Here is a 15,481-nt window from a genome sequence, read left to right as displayed (position 1 = left end):
TGAAAGAAAGGGTCCGTTCTTTTTTGAACGGACCCTTTCTTTCAAACGGTGAATGATTCTTTTAGCCTATAGTTTCTTCATGAAGGAAATTTGGTAAAATGTTCATAAATGAAGCAGGAGAAGGGGTCTTTATGAGAATAGGAATCATAGGGGGAGGAGCGGTTGGTCTTTTGATTGCGGGGTATTTGGGCCAATCATTCGATGTCACCCTGATTGTGAGGAGAGAGTCACAGGCTCGCTCACTGATAAATAAGGGAGTAACCATTCATAAAAAGGGCTCAACCATCAACACAAGAGTCCGGGCTGTCAATCAGATCGAGACAGATCATGAATTTGACCTTGGGATAGTCGCTGTAAAGGGATATGATCTCTTCTCACTTGAAGAGACTCTCGTCCATTTTGGTGCAGAACGGCCCCTTATGTTTGTCCAAAATGGGATAGGGCATATTGAGTGGGTGAAATCATTACCCCATAAGCATTTGATAGCGGGTTCGGTCGAGCATGGCGCAATGAAAGAAAATGATAATACAGTTCACCATTTAGGGGAAGCAGGAACTAATATTGCGTTAATTAGAGGAAATTGGGGTGTGATGGAAGAAGTAGTATCGCAGAGTGTCCTTTCATTTCCCTTTTCCATCCAACCTGACTTCGGGAACATGCTCCTAACTAAGTTATTCGTCAATGTATGCATTAATCCATTGACAGCACTGACCGGTGTAACGAACGGTAAGCTGGTCGAAAATCAATATTTTCATCATTTACAAAGGGATGTATTCGGTGAGTTGATGCTTTTATTCCCTCATATGGAAGAGGTCATATCATTTGATAAAATCGCTGACATCTGCAGGAATACATATTTGAACAAATCCTCCATGTTAAAGGATATTGAGTCGGGGAGAGAAACGGAAATCGAATCGATCTTAGGCGTACTTCTGGATAAAGCAGAAGAAGAACACCATTTTGTACCCAACATGAATGTACTTTACAGATTAGTTAAAGGAATAGAAAGAGAAGGTCTGGGGGGATAAAATGGCGTCTGTTTTTTCTACAATTATAGCCATGTTCGTTATGATTCCATTTTTGGGATATTTCATTAGTTTTATTCTAGCAAAGGAAATTATGAAGAGTCACCGGAAAGCGGTCCATATCGCCATTGATATAACCACCTTTCTATTAATTGTTTCTGTTCATTTCATTGTCATAGCCATTTGGCAGACATCTTACCTGTGGCTCATCTTTATAGTGGTCTGTTCCATAGGAGTGTTGTTTGTCCTAATGTATTGGAAGGCAAAAGGTGAGATACATTACCCAAAAGTTTTGAGAGGCTTTTGGAGAGTCAACTTCCTCTTGTTTTTCACTGCGTATATCACATTGATGATCACTGGTCTCATCCTCCGTATTCTGGAACTGAATTAAAATTAACAGGCAAGTTTTTTCCTTTTCCTTATGTGGAATGATATACTCATCGTTAGGATACAAAGAGCTAGAAAAGGAGTCAATCATATGGATTTGGAAAGCTTAAACATTCCTGCAATCAATCAGTTTGCATCTAAATACTTAAATCAAGAAGAGCCTGTCACTTCTTTTTTTCACTATAATATTAACATGCCTTCAGTTTACAAAGAACGCATGAAGGACCTGCATTCCCGTCAATTCCCAAGAGAAGAATTGACAACGTGTATATCCTCTTATATGCAAGGACTGCCTTCGTCCAATAAAGTGGAAGAGTCCCTTGGGAAATTAAGGGATAATGCAGTTACCGTCGTGGCCGGGCAGCAGGCTGGCCTTATGACTGGTCCACTCTACACCATACATAAAATCATTTCAGTCATTCAATTAGCGAGACAGCAGGAAGCAGAATTAAAACACCCGGTTGTCCCGGTTTTTTGGATTGCTGGAGAAGATCACGATTATCAAGAAGTGAATCATATATTCGTTGAAAAAGAATCGAAGCTTGAGAAGGTTGGATATCCTGAAAGGGTACTGGAAAAAAAGATGACCTCTCACATTACGTATACAAAGTCAGTGATGAAGGAGTGGGTTGGTGACATCCTGACCGTTTTAGGTGAGACAGAGTATACAAAAGAACTGCTGACAGAACTCAATAAGATGATTGATGAAGAACAAACGATTGTACGTTTATTTGCGCATTTTGTCATGAGCTTATTTAAAGATTTCGGTCTACTGGTCATTGATTCTTCTTATCCTCCCCTTAGAAGACTTGAAGGGGGACATTTTCATCATTTGATTGAAAGCAGTAAATCGATTACAGATGCTGTTCTGGCACAACAAAGAGTCATCCGGGAAAGCGGGTTCGGCACTCAGTTGGAAATATCACCTGATGCCGCGAATCTATTCCTTCAGATCCAGAACGAAAGAGCGCTTCTGGATAGAGATGGCGACAGGTTTATTGATAAAAGTAGCGGTAAGGCATTTTCTTCCGCCGAGTTGCTGACCATTTTAGAGAATAATCCGGAATCATTTAGTAATAATGTCGTTACAAGGCCAATGATGCAGGAGTGGTTATTCCCGAATCTCGCATTTATTGCGGGGCCGGGGGAAATTGCATACTGGGGAGAATTGAAGAAGGCATTTGAGCATGTAGATTTAAAGATGCCTCCAGTTGTGCCGCGGCTAAACATCACGATAGTGGAAAGGGAAATTGATAAAAGGATACGGGAACTCAGGTTGACCCTCGAAGGAGTCATCACAGAAGGAGTAACGACTGCCAGGGATGCTTTTTGGAAGACACTTGAACATCCGGAACTTGAAAAGGAAATGAACGAAATCCAGGAAGAACTCACACGCAAATATGAGGGAATCAGGAAAAAATCCATTTCGATTGATCAAGGGTTGGCCCCCATTATTGAGAAGAATCTTGAGTTCCATCACAGCCAGTTTGATTATTTACGGAAAAAAATAAATAAAGCGCTGAAAGATAAGAACTCATTAACGTTCTCTCAATTTATGAAAGTAGAAAACAGTATCAGGCCGAATGAAGGACCTCAGGAAAGGACTTTGAATGTCCTCTATTTCTTAAATAAATACGGCCAAGCCTTCGTGAAAGATTTGACCCTCCAGGATTTTACGTTTGATGGAACACATAAAGTGATCTATATATGAACGGCTAATTAAAAAAGGACCCAATTCGCTCTAAAGTGCGAATAAGGTCCTTTTTTTGTTGTATAAAGACAAATTTTTCATCCGGAAATTTGTCTGGAAAAGCAGGAAAAAGACTAACAAAAAAAAGAGGGAATATTATGCAAGAAAAGAATATAGAAAAGAGTGGAGAAAAGTGGGGGGATGTGGTACATTTGTGTTAGAAAGTGGGGGCAGTGCATATGTTCATGGGCGAATATCAACATAACATTGATAATAAAGGCCGTTTAATTGTACCTGCCAAGTTCCGTGAACACCTCGGTGAAGCCTTTGTCATCACCAGGGGGCTTGACCAGTGCTTATTTGGTTACCCAATGGATGAATGGCGTTCCTTAGAGGAGAAACTTAAAGCCCTGCCACTGACTAAGAAAGATGCCCGTGCCTTCACCCGATTTTTCTTCTCGGGAGCAACCGAGAGTGAACTGGATAAAACGGGCAGGGTGAATATTCCTGCTACACTTGTGAATTATGCACATTTGGATAAAGAATGCATTATTTTAGGAGTTTCCAATCGAATTGAGATTTGGAGTAAATCATTATGGGAAGACTATTTCACACAATCTGAAGATTCATTTGCTGAACTTGCAGAGAATATGGAAGGGTTTGATATTTAGCCCTCCGCAAAACGTTCGATTGGAAAGGTGAATTCAACATGTTTAAACATACCACTGTATTATTGAAAGAGACCGTAGACGGCCTTAATATCAAAAAAGATGGCGTATATGTAGATTGTACGCTAGGCGGTGCAGGGCACAGTGAATATCTCGTCAGTCAGCTATCGCCCGAAGGACATCTGTATTGCTTTGATCAGGATGAAACAGCCATCAACCATGCAAAAGAAAAGCTTTCAGCTTATAAGGACAGAGTGACATTCGTCCAATCAAATTTCCGACATATCAAAGAAGAACTTGAACTACTCGGAGTACATAGTGTGGATGGGATTTTATACGATCTTGGTGTTTCATCACCTCAACTGGATACTCCAGAAAGAGGATTTAGTTATCACCATGATGCACCTCTTGACATGAGAATGGATTTACAAGGGGAAGTATCTGCTTTCGATGTGGTTAATCGTTGGTCGTTTGAAGATTTGGTCCGGATCTTTTATCGATATGGAGAAGAAAAATTCTCCAAGCAAATTGCCAGAAAGATCGAAGCAGCGCGTGAAGTGAATGCAATTGAAACCACGGGGGAACTTGTGGAATTGATCAAGGATGGAATTCCGGCACCCGCAAGGCGAAAGGGTGGTCATCCAGCCAAGAGAGTCTTTCAAGCAATCCGTATTGCCGTGAATGATGAGCTTGGATCTTTCGAAGATTCCTTGGAGCAGGCGATAGGTCTTCTCCATAAGGGTGGAAGGGTGAGCGTCATTACGTTTCATTCACTGGAAGACCGGATTTGTAAGACCATGTTCAGGGAAAAAGCGTCTGGGCCTGACTTGCCTCCAGGACTACCTATTATCCCTGAGGGGTATGAGGCGGAACTTAAACTGATTACGAGAAAACCGATCCTGCCTGGCGAAGAAGAATTAGAAGAAAATAATCGTGCCAGGTCAGCTAAATTGAGAATCGCAGAAAAAAATATATAAAAAGAAGGAAACGGGAGGGAGAATTTTGAGTAACTTAGCCAGAAATTACGAGCAACAAAAAGTGGAGAAATCTTATCAGTCCGTTCAAGCCAGACCACAAAGACTGAATGAAGAAAGAAGGTCCGTCGTCACACCGGGTGAAAAGATCCTTGTGGCCATATTCGCCATGGTGTTTTGTTTCCTGGCCGTTCAAATCGTATCGACACAGGCAGCCATCTATGATGTCAACAAAGAAGTTCAGAACGTTGAAACCACTATTGAAAAACAGGAGAAGGCCAATAATGACCTGAAACTTCAAGTGAGCGAATTAAGTACGTATGAACGTATTCTTGAAAAAGCGAAAGAACTTGGACTTAACTTAAAAGAAAAGAATGTTAAGGTTGTTGAACAATAATGAAAAAGAGACCAAGTATGAACATAGGGGCAGCCATCCTTTTCGGGATTTTCGGCTTGCTCTTTTTTGTATTAATGGTCCGCTTTGTCACCATTCAGGTCACTGGGGAAGCGGAAGGGAAAGTCCTGGCATCACAGGCGGCAAAAAAATATATTAAGAGTCATATTCTAGAAGCCCATCGAGGAACAATATTTGACGGTAAAGGGGAGGTCATTGCAGAGGATACTTCTGCGTATACTCTTGTAGCAATACTGGACCCAAGTATCACGAGTGATCCGAAAAAACCGAAGCACGTGACTGACCCTGAGAAAACGGCCAAAGTTCTTGCTAAACTCCTTGATATGAAGGAGAGTTCTATTTACGACCGTTTAACCAAGAAGGGTACGAACGATAAAGTACCTTATCAAGTAGAGTTCGGAGCTCCCGGAAGAGACTTATCACACCAGAAAATGCTTGAAATCAAAGAAGCGGGCCTTCCTGGTATCACATTCAGGAAAGAAGCGAAGCGTTTCTATCCAAACGGCTCCTTTGCGTCACATCTGATCGGGTTTGCCCAAAAAAAGTCCGACGAAGATGGTGACTCCACTACCGTGGGGAAAATGGGAGTCGAAGCAAGCTTCAATGATGTGTTAAAAGGAAAAGATGGTTCTGTTGCATATAAGAGTGATGTATGGGGATATCTCCTCCCGAATGCAGATGAACATGTGACTCCTCCAGAGAATGGGGATGACCTTTATCTGACTATTGATAAGAAAGTTCAAACGTTTCTTGAAGAGGCAATGAATGAAGTCCAAAAAAAATATAAGCCCAAGAAAATGTTTGCGATCGTATCCGACCCGAAGACGGGGAAGATTCTCGCTATGTCTCAAAGACCTACTTTTCACCCTGACACAAGAGAGGGACTTCTGGATAACTGGACGAATATCATCGTTGAAGACACGTATGAGCCCGGATCGACGATGAAGTCCTTCTCCCTGGCTGCTGCGGTGAATGAAGGGAAATTCAATCCCAATGAAACGTATGAATCAGGGAAGTTCTACGTTGACAATGTCCCTAACCCGATTCGAGATCATAATGGAGGAGAAGGCTGGGGGACCATCACATTTTTAGAGGGTGTGCAAAGGTCTTCCAATGTAGCATTTGCTAATCTTCTCGATAAGATAGGGTTTAAGAAATATGAGGATTACCTCCATGATTTCGGTTTCGGTGAAGCGACCGATGTAGGGTTACCAAACGAAGCTTCAGGTTCCATCCTCTATCATTATCCGATTGAGAAATACACGACCATCTTTGGTCAAGGTACAACGGTGACACCTCTTCAAATGGTACAGGCAGAGTCTGCGATTGCGAATAATGGGAAAATGATGAAACCTTATGTCATTTCCAAAATCGTGGATCCAAATACGAAGAAAGTGATCAAAGAAACGAAGCCTGAAGTTTCTGGAAGTCCCATTTCGAAAGAAACGGCGATCCAGACTAGGAAGTACCTGGAAACAACTGTAACTTCTGAAAATGGTACAGGACAGAAGTTCGCGATAGAAGGATACCGCGTAGGTGGTAAGTCGGGATCTGGCCAGATCCCTGATCCTGCAAATGGAAGGTATATGGTGGGGAAAGAAAATTATCTTTTCTCGTTTATGGGGATGGCTCCAATCGATGATCCTCAATTAATTGTTTACGTGGGGGTCCAGCAGCCTGAATTGGAGCCGACAGAAATTGGATCAGATCCAGTATCCGAAGTCTTCAACCCTGTCATGCAAAACAGCTTAAAATACCTGAATATCAAACCTCAGGAAAAAGTGAGCATAAAAAAACAGTCTCTGCCTGAAACGAGAAAAATGAGCGTGGAGGAAGCAAAAAAAGAGCTCGAAAAAGCAGGAGTTACCCCGATCGTAGTCGGTAACGGTTCCCAAGTGGTCAAACAGCTTCCCCATGGTGGTGAGGCCATACTGGAAGGAGAAAGAGTCGTGATCAAAACCGACGGAGACATGACCATTCCGGATATGAAGGGATGGTCTGTCAGAGATGTCTTCAAGGTAGCCAATATCGCAGGTCTGAAGATGAATATGGTCGGCAATGGTTATGCTGTCAGCCAAAACATCCAGCCTGGGGCAAAGGTTAAGAAAGATGAGCCTCTTGTTATCAACTTCAAGACTCCTGAAGAAGAATCTGCTCAGGGAGCGGATGATGAACAACCTCTAAACGAATAATGAAGGGATGACTGATGCATGAGACATCCTCCACCTTAGCCATGTCTATTTATAAGGCAAAGGATTGGAGGAATCTCATGAAAGTCACCCTTTTTATTTTTTCAGTCCTTCCCTCAAATGATACTTAAGTAGAATTTACTATACCGTCACGAGTCTTTCATTGATTTCAAACATACCCCAATATGTCCAAGCATATAATGGAACGAGCCATAGAAGGGGAGGTTCCATTTGTGAAAAGAGTATCCAATGTAACGGTAAGGAAAAGGTTGGCTGCAGCGCTTATAGTAGGGGTCCTTGTATTCTCCATCATAGATATAAGGCTTGGGTATGTTCAGTTTTTTAAAGGGGACTGGCTTACCGGCTTAGCAAAAGACTCATGGAGTCGAAATATCCCATTTCAACCTGAACGGGGAAAAATAGTAGACCGAAATGGAGTGGAACTTGCCGGTAATGAAAGTGCACCAACGATATTTGTTGTTCCACGGCAAATCACAGACCCACGGGCAACAGCGGATAAACTGGCGGCCGTCCTTAATATTTCAGTAGAATCTGCATATAAATATGTAACACAGAAAGCCAACATGGTATTGATAAAGGAAGCAAGGAAGATTTCATATGATAAAGCAAAAGAAGTAAGGGACCTGAATTTAAAAGGTGTCTATTTAGGAGAGGATTCTAAACGTTATTATCCTTACGGAAGCTATTTATCCCATGTCCTTGGGTTCGCAGGGATTGATAATCAAGGACTGATGGGACTTGAGCTTTCATACGATGAAGAGCTTAGTGGAGATAAAGGGTATGTTAAATTTTTCTCAGATGCAAAAGGAAAGAGAATGCCCGATATGGCGGATGACTTTGAAAAACCTGAAAACGGATTGGATCTGAAATTAACGATTGATACCAAAGTGCAAACCATTGTAGAGAGGGAGTTGGATATTGCCGAGGCTACGTATAACCCCGATGGTATCATTGCTATTGCTATGAATCCAAACAATGGTGAAATACTGGCCATGTCGAGCAGGCCGACGTTCGACCCGGCGAACTTTCGGAATGTCCCGCAAGAGATTTATAACCGGAATCTGCCGATCTGGAGCACTTATGAGCCGGGCTCCACGTTCAAGATTATTACCCTGGCCGCGGCACTCGAAGAGAAGAAGGTGGACCTCTATAAGGAAACGTTTCATGATCCCGGTCATATCGAGGTTGCTGGTTCGACCCTTCATTGCTGGAAGCGCGGTGGACACGGCACGCAGACTTTCCTGGAAGTCGTACAGAACTCATGTAACCCGGGGTTTGTCGAACTGGGACAGAGGTTAGGGAAACAGAAACTCTTCGAATATATCCATAATTTTGGATTTGGTGAAAAGACTGGCATAGATCTTCAAGGAGAGGGAAAGGGTATTCTGTTCAATCTTGATCGGGTGGGACCTGTGGAGCAAGCGACCACCGCATTTGGTCAAGGTGTGGCTGTTACCCCGATTCAGCAGGTAGCAGCGGTATCTGCGGCTGTCAACGGAGGCGTATTGTATCAGCCTTATATTGCAAAAGAGCTTATTGATCCTACAACGGGTGAAGTGGTGATGAGAAAGACACCTCAAATCAAGAAGAGGGTCATTTCTGAAGAGACTTCCAAGCAGATCCGGGCAGCGTTGGAAAGTGTCGTTGCCAAAGGCAGCGGTAAGAAAGCTTACGTAGATGGTTACCGGGTAGGGGGAAAGACTGGAACTGCCCAGAAAGCCAAAGATGGTAAATATCTTGAAAATAATCATATTGTTTCTTTTATGGGAGTAGCACCTATGGATGATCCCGAAATTGTCGTGTACGTAGCAGTGGATAATCCCAAGGGGACGATTCAATTTGGTGGTGTCGTTGCTGCCCCGATTGGTGGGAGTATCATTGGTGATAGTCTGGAAGCATTAGGGGTACCGAAGCGAAAAGGCCAAATTGAAAAAGAATTGACGTGGACGGACACTCCTATGATCGAAACACCTGATTTGGTGGGATTGAAGAAAAATGAGCTTCAGGAGCAACTCGTAAACCTTGATCTGGATGTAAGCGGAAACGGTGAAAAAGTAGTAAGTCAGTCTCCTGATCCCGGGGTGAAAATCAAACAAGGATCCAAAGTGAGGGTTTATCTATCAGAATAGTTATGCAGAAATGTGATACCGATATCATCAATCACGGGGCTTAGATATTAAAATGTCCCCGGGAATGTAAAACGAGAGTGCTGAAATCAATAAAGATATCGAACTAAGTTAAAAGGTTGATAGCTTTCGTACGTATTTTTTTGTAAAATATAAAAAGGTTGCTTTCTACCTGTGAGGAGTTGAAAAGATGAGATTGCACACTTTGCTGGAAGTACTACCGTTTTTCTCAGTACAGGGTGAAGGGAATCCAGCTATTTCAAACATCGCGAACCACCATAAAAAAGTGAAGAATGGTGATTTATTTATCTGTATCAATGGATTAGAGGTCGATAGCCACTCGCTTTCCGGAGTGGCCGAGAAGAATGGGGCAGCAGCCATCCTTGCAGAGAGGAAACTTGATGCAGATATTCCCGTCATTATTGTTCCTGATACAAAGAAAGCGATGGCCATATTGGCAGACTATTTCTATAAACAGCCCTCCCACCAGCTTCTCTTGGTAGGGGTGACAGGCACAAACGGAAAAACGACGACCACCCATCTAATTGATCATGTTTTCAGCCAGAGCGGGATGAAGACAGGGTTAATCGGAACCATGCATATTAAAGTCGGGGATGAGTTGGAAGTCAGCCATAACACGACTCCTGACAGTTTAACCCTTCAAAAGACATTTAGACGATTTTGTGATAAGGGGGTGCGTTCCGCCATCATGGAGGTTTCTTCACATGCACTGGATCAAGGTCGTGTACACGGTTGCGACTATGATATCGCAGTGTTTACTAACCTCTCCCAGGATCACCTGGATTATCACAAGTCCATGGATGATTATCGGAACGCGAAAGGCTTATTGTTTTCCCAATTAGGGAATACTTATTTTAAGAAATCCCCTAAATACGCCATTATTAATAAGGATGATGAAGCAGCGGATTATTTTATCCGGTCTACAGCCGCCCATGTACTTACATATGGTCTCCATTCTTCTGCTGATTTTTTTGCAAAAGATTTGGTGCTCGGGGCAACGGGGTCCGTATTCACCCTTGTGTCCCCATTCGGGGAATGGGAGATGGTTTTAAAATATGCTGGGAAATTCAATGTATACAACGCCCTTGCTGCCTTAGCTGCAGCGTTTGCTGCAGGCATACCGATTGAAGACAGTATCAGGAGCCTTGAGAAGGCAAAAGGGGTCAGGGGGCGATTTGAAACGGTTTCCGAAGGTCAGCCTTACTCAGTCATCATCGATTATGCCCATACCCCTGATGGATTGAAAAATGTACTCGAAACCACCCGGACGATCACAAAAGGCAAAGTGATAGTAGTCGTCGGTTGTGGAGGGGACAGGGATAGGATCAAAAGGCCGATCATGGCGGAAATCGCGTGTGATTACGGGGATTATGCGATTTTCACCTCTGATAATCCCAGGACAGAGGACCCCGCGAGTATATTGAAAGATATGGAATCGGGAGTGTTCGGTAAACAATATCAAATGATCATTGATCGTAAAGAAGCGATCAAGGAAGCTTTGAATGTTGCACAACCCGGAGATGTGGTGCTGATTGCCGGGAAAGGTCATGAAACGTATCAGATCATAGGGAACGATGTGTACGATTTTGATGATCGGGAAGTTGCAAGAAACTTCATCAAGGGGATGTAGCAATGCTTTTTTATGATGAAGTGAAGAGATTGTTTCCAGATACCAAAGGAATTAACCTGCCGGGGTTTGCGTTTTTAATAGTTTCTAATTCAACTAGTATGACAATGGAGAAGGGACTTTATGTCCCTTTTAGTGATGAAATCGATCTTTTGAAGAGCATTGAAATGGGAGCAATCGCTTCCCTTTGGTCGAAAGAGGCCCCCATTCCTTCTTATGTTCCGAATCACTTTCCATTATTTATAGTTGATGATGTATACCTGGCTTATGTACACTTACTAGAGATTTACAAACAAAATTACAATCAAGAAAAGTGGGAAATTATGACGAAGTTTATATTTACTAATGAAGCTAATGATCAAGCATTGGATTTATCCTTGAACAAATCCTCCCATGAGCTGGATGCGACAAGAGAAAGAGGAGGGGAGTAGTCATGATCGAACAAGTGATTCTATTTACGATCATCATGTCATTTTTAATAACCGTACTGCTTGCCCCTGTGTTTATCCCTTTCCTCAGAAGATTGAAGTTTGGACAAAGCATCCGGGATGAAGGTCCACAATCACATCAGAAAAAGACCGGTACACCGACGATGGGCGGGATCGTTTTCCTGGTTTCGATTGTCATTACAACATTTGTCATGACATGGAAATACTCGGAGCCGGGTCCGGAAACATATTTAATGATCATGGTGACTGTAGGTTTCGGATTATTGGGATTTTTGGACGACTTTATTAAAGTGGTGATGAAACGGAATCTAGGGTTGACATCTAAACAGAAATTGCTCGGTCAAATCATCATATCGGTCATTTTTTATCTTATCTTTAAGCAGAATCAATTTCCGACCACTGTGTCGATTCCATTAACGGATTATTCCGTTGAATTAGGATGGTTTTATTGTTTATTTATTATCTTTTGGCTGGTCGGTTTCTCTAACGCCGTCAATTTGACGGATGGTCTGGACGGTCTTGTATCGGGAACAAGTGCGATTGCATTTGGAGCATTGGCTGTACTTGCATGGAGCCAATCGCAATATGATGTTGCCATATTCGGAGTGGCAGTAGTGGGAGCGGTCCTCGGCTTTCTCGTATTCAACGCCCATCCTGCCAAAGTATTCATGGGAGATACCGGATCCCTTGCACTCGGTGGGGCGATTGCTACCATTGCCATCCTGACCAAGCTTGAAATTATTTTAATTCTTATTGGAGGGGTTTTTGTAATCGAAACTCTTTCCGTCATCTTACAGGTGGCATCCTTTAAAACAACAGGAAAGCGGATTTTCAAGATGAGCCCTTTGCACCATCATTATGAATTGGTGGGATGGTCGGAGTGGCGTGTCGTCGTTACATTTTGGACTGTGGGATTGCTGTTTGCCGTTTTGGGAATCTATATTGAGGTGTGGTTATAAATGAAAAATACAACGAAATTCAAACATAAAAAAGTATTGGTATTAGGCTTGGCAAAAAGTGGGGTAAGTGCTGCCTCTCTCCTACATAAGTTAGAAGCATTTGTAACAGTGAATGACCAAAAGCCTTTATCAGACAATCCTGAGGCGCAGGGGCTGCTGCAGGAAGGGATTAAAGTCATATGTGGGAGTCATCCCATCGAGCTGATGGATGAGGGCTTTCAATATGTGATCAAGAACCCGGGAATCCCATACCATAACCCATTGATTAAAAAGGCGATGGAAAAGAATATTCCTATCTTAACCGAGGTCGAACTCGCTTATTTAATATCTGAAGCAGAAATGATCGGGATCACGGGAACGAATGGAAAAACGACAACGACCACTCTCCTATTCGAAATGTTGAGGGAGGATAATCAAAAGCCACTCATAGCAGGGAATATCGGTACCGTCGCTTCTGAAGTAGCACAAAAGGCAAAAAAAGACGAGAAAATGGTAGTTGAACTTTCTTCTTTCCAATTGATGGGGATAGAAGAATTTGCTCCTCATATTGCGATAATTACTAATCTCTATGATGCTCATCTTGATTATCATGGGAACTTGACAGAATATTGGAAAGCGAAATCCAATATTACAAAAAACCAAACCGAAAATGATTATTTAATCATCAATGGGGACCAGGAGCATGTACACGAAGCGATCAGCTTTACAAAAGCTCAGGTGATTCTCTTCTCAACCCAAAAAGAAGTACAAGGGGGAGCCTATATTAAAGATCAGGCGATATATTTCAAGGATGAACGGGTCGTTGAACTGGACTCAATCGTCCTGCCGGGTGCTCATAACCTTGAAAATATTCTATGTGCCGTTGCGGCATGTAAAATATATGGTGTATCCAACAATAGTATCGGGAAGGTACTGAGTACGTTTGGGGGAGTGAAACACCGAACCCAATTCGTCAAGGAAGTAAAGGGGATTAAGTTCTATAATGACTCTAAAGCAACGAACAGCCTGGCGACGAAAAGTGCCCTTGATGCATTTAACTCGCCTACCATATTGCTGGCGGGAGGGTTGGACCGGGGCAATGAATTCGATGACCTGATCCCGTACCTGGCAAATGTTAAAACGTTGATCACCTTTGGGGAAACGTCAGCTAAGCTCGTGAAAACTGGAGAAGCTGCAGGGATACAAACGATCATTCCTGTCGATAATGTTGAAATGGCAGTTCCGGTTGCTTATGAGCATGCAAAGGAAGGGGATACCGTATTGTTATCCCCGGCATGTGCGAGTTGGGATCAATATCGTACTTTTGAACAACGTGGTGACATTTTTATCGAGGCCGTGCATAAGCTTTAATAAGGGCTTGTCTTTATAGAGCATCGATACGTTCTTAACCGGTTTTAGACACCGGGATTTTCTTTGCTCGAACGGCTCTAAATTTGTCTATTCGAGGTGTTTACTCTTGCCTTTAAAAAAATCGACTCCCGATTTTATTCTCATTATGGTTACACTCACTTTACTTGCCATTGGATTGATCATGGTGTACAGTGCCAGCGCAGTTTGGGCCGATTACAAATTCAATGATTCTTTTTTCTTTGCAAAAAGGCAGGTGCTCTTCGCTGGTGTGGGATTATTAGCCATGTTCTTCATCATGAACGTAGAGTACTGGACATGGAGAAAATGGTCAAAAGTCATTATCATCGTTTGTTTCGTTCTTCTTGTTCTTGTATTAATACCCGGTGTAGGCGTTTTGAGGAATGGATCAAGAAGCTGGATAGGTGTCGGAGCCTTTTCCATTCAGCCTTCCGAGTTCATGAAACTAGCCATGATTGCTTACCTGTCAAAGTATCTATCTGAGAATCAAAAGTATATTACCTCCTTTAGAAAAGGGGTCATGCCGGCACTTTTGCTCGTCTTTACAGCTTTTGGGATGATTATGCTGCAGCCGGATTTGGGAACAGGAACTGTAATGGTAGGGACTAGCGTTGTAATGATTTTTATATCAGGAGCAAGGATTAAACATTTCGTAGGTCTTGGAATGATCGGTTTGCTGGGGTTTGTGGGTCTAGTCATTTCTGCACCCTACAGGATTAAACGGATAACCTCTTTCCTGGATCCCTGGCAGGACCCGTTAAATAGCGGGTTCCAGATCATTCAATCCTTATATGCAATAGGGCCAGGAGGTTTATTCGGCTTAGGTCTGGGACAGAGCAGACAGAAGTTTTTCTACTTACCGGAACCACAAAATGACTTTATATTTGCCATACTGGCAGAAGAGCTCGGATTTATTGGGGGAACTCTGGTACTGATCCTGTTTTCGTTAATCTTATGGAGGGGGATCAGGATCGCATTGGGTGCACCCGACTTGTTTGGAAGCTTCCTCGCCTTAGGAATCGTATCCATGATTGCCATTCAGGTGATGATTAATGTAGGGGTAGTGACGGGGCTGATGCCGGTGACAGGAATCACACTACCATTCCTGAGCTACGGGGGATCTTCCTTGACGCTTATGCTTATGGCTGTTGGAGTTCTGTTGAACATCAGCCGCTACACAAGGAATTAACGATTCAGAATAGAGATTGACGGGAAAATAATAAGGGGTGAAAGGGAGTGCGGTCCATAAAGATTGCTCTTCTGGTACCTCCCTTTATCCTCGTCAGTCTCTATTTTTCTGATTGTGAAATATAACAAATAAATTATATGTATTAAGGAAATAACGATAGGATATTCAAAGATAAGATGTTACAATAAATTACATATACGTAATTCATAATAATCATACCTTTTCAAAATAAAGGAGAGTTTGTTACTTTTGTTAACCAATACTTTTACAATTCAATGACATGCATTCATAATGCTTCAATTGTTGTTTAAAATAGGGTCCAAGAGTGAATTACATAAGATGGCCATCCTTTTGGAAAGTGAATGAACGTACA

Annotated in this window: 13 protein-coding genes; all 13 read left to right on the top strand. The window is 42.5% G+C overall.

The genetic code is table 11. From position 1 onward, the window contains the following. The first annotated feature begins 131 nt into the window (after positions 1–131). The 13 genes from JI667_RS05310 to spoVE all read left to right on the top strand — a co-directional run bounded on the left by JI667_RS05310 (position 132) and on the right by spoVE (position 15,108). Positions 132–1,028 (top strand): ketopantoate reductase family protein, encoded by an 897-nt coding sequence (locus JI667_RS05310; RefSeq protein WP_206851027.1) that lies wholly within the window; start codon positions 132–134, stop codon positions 1,026–1,028. 1 nt (position 1,029) lies between these two features. Beyond that, positions 1,030–1,416 carry a DUF3397 domain-containing protein gene (locus JI667_RS05305; RefSeq protein WP_206851026.1) on the top strand — a complete coding sequence of 129 codons (387 nt, stop codon included), beginning with the start codon at positions 1,030–1,032 and terminating at the stop codon, positions 1,414–1,416. Positions 1,417–1,503: 87 nt separating this feature from the next. Continuing rightward, positions 1,504–3,123 carry a bacillithiol biosynthesis cysteine-adding enzyme BshC gene (gene bshC / locus JI667_RS05300; protein ID WP_244668200.1) on the top strand — a complete coding sequence of 540 codons (1,620 nt, stop codon included), beginning with the start codon at positions 1,504–1,506 and terminating at the stop codon, positions 3,121–3,123. 218 nt (positions 3,124–3,341) lie between these two features. Further along, positions 3,342–3,773, top strand: coding sequence for a division/cell wall cluster transcriptional repressor MraZ (mraZ, locus tag JI667_RS05295; RefSeq protein WP_206851024.1), 432 nt, complete (start codon positions 3,342–3,344; stop codon positions 3,771–3,773). A gap of 38 nt (positions 3,774–3,811) precedes the next feature. Continuing rightward, a complete protein-coding gene (gene rsmH / locus JI667_RS05290; RefSeq protein WP_206851023.1) occupies positions 3,812–4,747 on the top strand; it encodes a 16S rRNA (cytosine(1402)-N(4))-methyltransferase RsmH in 936 nt (311 codons plus the stop codon). Between the two features lie 25 nt (positions 4,748–4,772). Continuing rightward, positions 4,773–5,141, top strand: coding sequence for a cell division protein FtsL (gene ftsL, locus JI667_RS05285; RefSeq protein ID WP_206851022.1), 369 nt, complete (start codon positions 4,773–4,775; stop codon positions 5,139–5,141). Then, positions 5,141–7,351, top strand: coding sequence for a penicillin-binding protein (locus JI667_RS05280; protein ID WP_206851021.1), 2,211 nt, complete (start codon positions 5,141–5,143; stop codon positions 7,349–7,351). The genes ftsL and JI667_RS05280 overlap by 1 nt, the downstream gene beginning before the upstream one ends. Before the next feature lie 230 nt (positions 7,352–7,581). Beyond that, positions 7,582–9,498 carry a stage V sporulation protein D gene (locus JI667_RS05275; protein WP_368077881.1) on the top strand — a complete coding sequence of 639 codons (1,917 nt, stop codon included), beginning with the start codon at positions 7,582–7,584 and terminating at the stop codon, positions 9,496–9,498. Positions 9,499–9,685: 187 nt separating this feature from the next. Then, a complete protein-coding gene (locus tag JI667_RS05270) occupies positions 9,686–11,146 on the top strand; it encodes a UDP-N-acetylmuramoyl-L-alanyl-D-glutamate--2,6-diaminopimelate ligase (protein WP_206851020.1) in 1,461 nt (486 codons plus the stop codon). A gap of 2 nt (positions 11,147–11,148) precedes the next feature. After that, entirely contained in the window at positions 11,149–11,574 is a 426-nt protein-coding gene (locus tag JI667_RS05265) for a hypothetical protein (protein ID WP_206851019.1), read from the top strand. A 2-nt stretch (positions 11,575–11,576) separates the two neighbouring features. Continuing rightward, a complete protein-coding gene (gene mraY, locus JI667_RS05260) occupies positions 11,577–12,551 on the top strand; it encodes a phospho-N-acetylmuramoyl-pentapeptide-transferase (RefSeq protein ID WP_206851018.1) in 975 nt (324 codons plus the stop codon). Next, positions 12,552–13,901, top strand: a complete 1,350-nt coding sequence (gene murD / locus JI667_RS05255) for a UDP-N-acetylmuramoyl-L-alanine--D-glutamate ligase (RefSeq protein WP_206851017.1) — start codon at positions 12,552–12,554, stop codon at positions 13,899–13,901. A 106-nt stretch (positions 13,902–14,007) separates the two neighbouring features. Next, complete coding sequence (gene spoVE / locus JI667_RS05250; protein WP_206851016.1) at positions 14,008–15,108, top strand: stage V sporulation protein E; 1,101 nt, start codon at positions 14,008–14,010, stop codon at positions 15,106–15,108. Positions 15,109–15,481 lie beyond the last annotated feature (373 nt).

The organism is Bacillus sp. NTK074B, from assembly GCF_017303375.1.
In the GTDB taxonomy this organism is placed as follows: Bacteria; Bacillota; Bacilli; order Bacillales; family Bacillaceae_B; genus Rossellomorea.
The sequence above is the reverse complement of the archived record's forward strand: the minus strand, read 5'-3'. Positions and strand labels throughout refer to the sequence as shown.

Bases quoted from the DNA above. Each gene is read 5' to 3' on its own strand.
- JI667_RS05310 (WP_206851027.1), top strand. From the start codon at position 132: ATGAGAATAGGAATCATAGGGGGAGGAGCGGTTGGTCTTTTGATTGCG.
- JI667_RS05305 (WP_206851026.1), top strand. From the start codon at position 1,030: ATGGCGTCTGTTTTTTCTACAATTATAGCCATGTTCGTTATGATTCCA.
- bshC (WP_244668200.1), top strand. From the start codon at position 1,504: ATGGATTTGGAAAGCTTAAACATTCCTGCAATCAATCAGTTTGCATCT.
- mraZ (WP_206851024.1), top strand. From the start codon at position 3,342: ATGTTCATGGGCGAATATCAACATAACATTGATAATAAAGGCCGTTTA.
- rsmH (WP_206851023.1), top strand. From the start codon at position 3,812: ATGTTTAAACATACCACTGTATTATTGAAAGAGACCGTAGACGGCCTT.
- JI667_RS05280 (WP_206851021.1), top strand. From the start codon at position 5,141: ATGAAAAAGAGACCAAGTATGAACATAGGGGCAGCCATCCTTTTCGGG.
- JI667_RS05270 (WP_206851020.1), top strand. From the start codon at position 9,686: ATGAGATTGCACACTTTGCTGGAAGTACTACCGTTTTTCTCAGTACAG.
- JI667_RS05265 (WP_206851019.1), top strand. From the start codon at position 11,149: ATGCTTTTTTATGATGAAGTGAAGAGATTGTTTCCAGATACCAAAGGA.
- mraY (WP_206851018.1), top strand. From the start codon at position 11,577: ATGATCGAACAAGTGATTCTATTTACGATCATCATGTCATTTTTAATA.
- murD (WP_206851017.1), top strand. From the start codon at position 12,552: ATGAAAAATACAACGAAATTCAAACATAAAAAAGTATTGGTATTAGGC.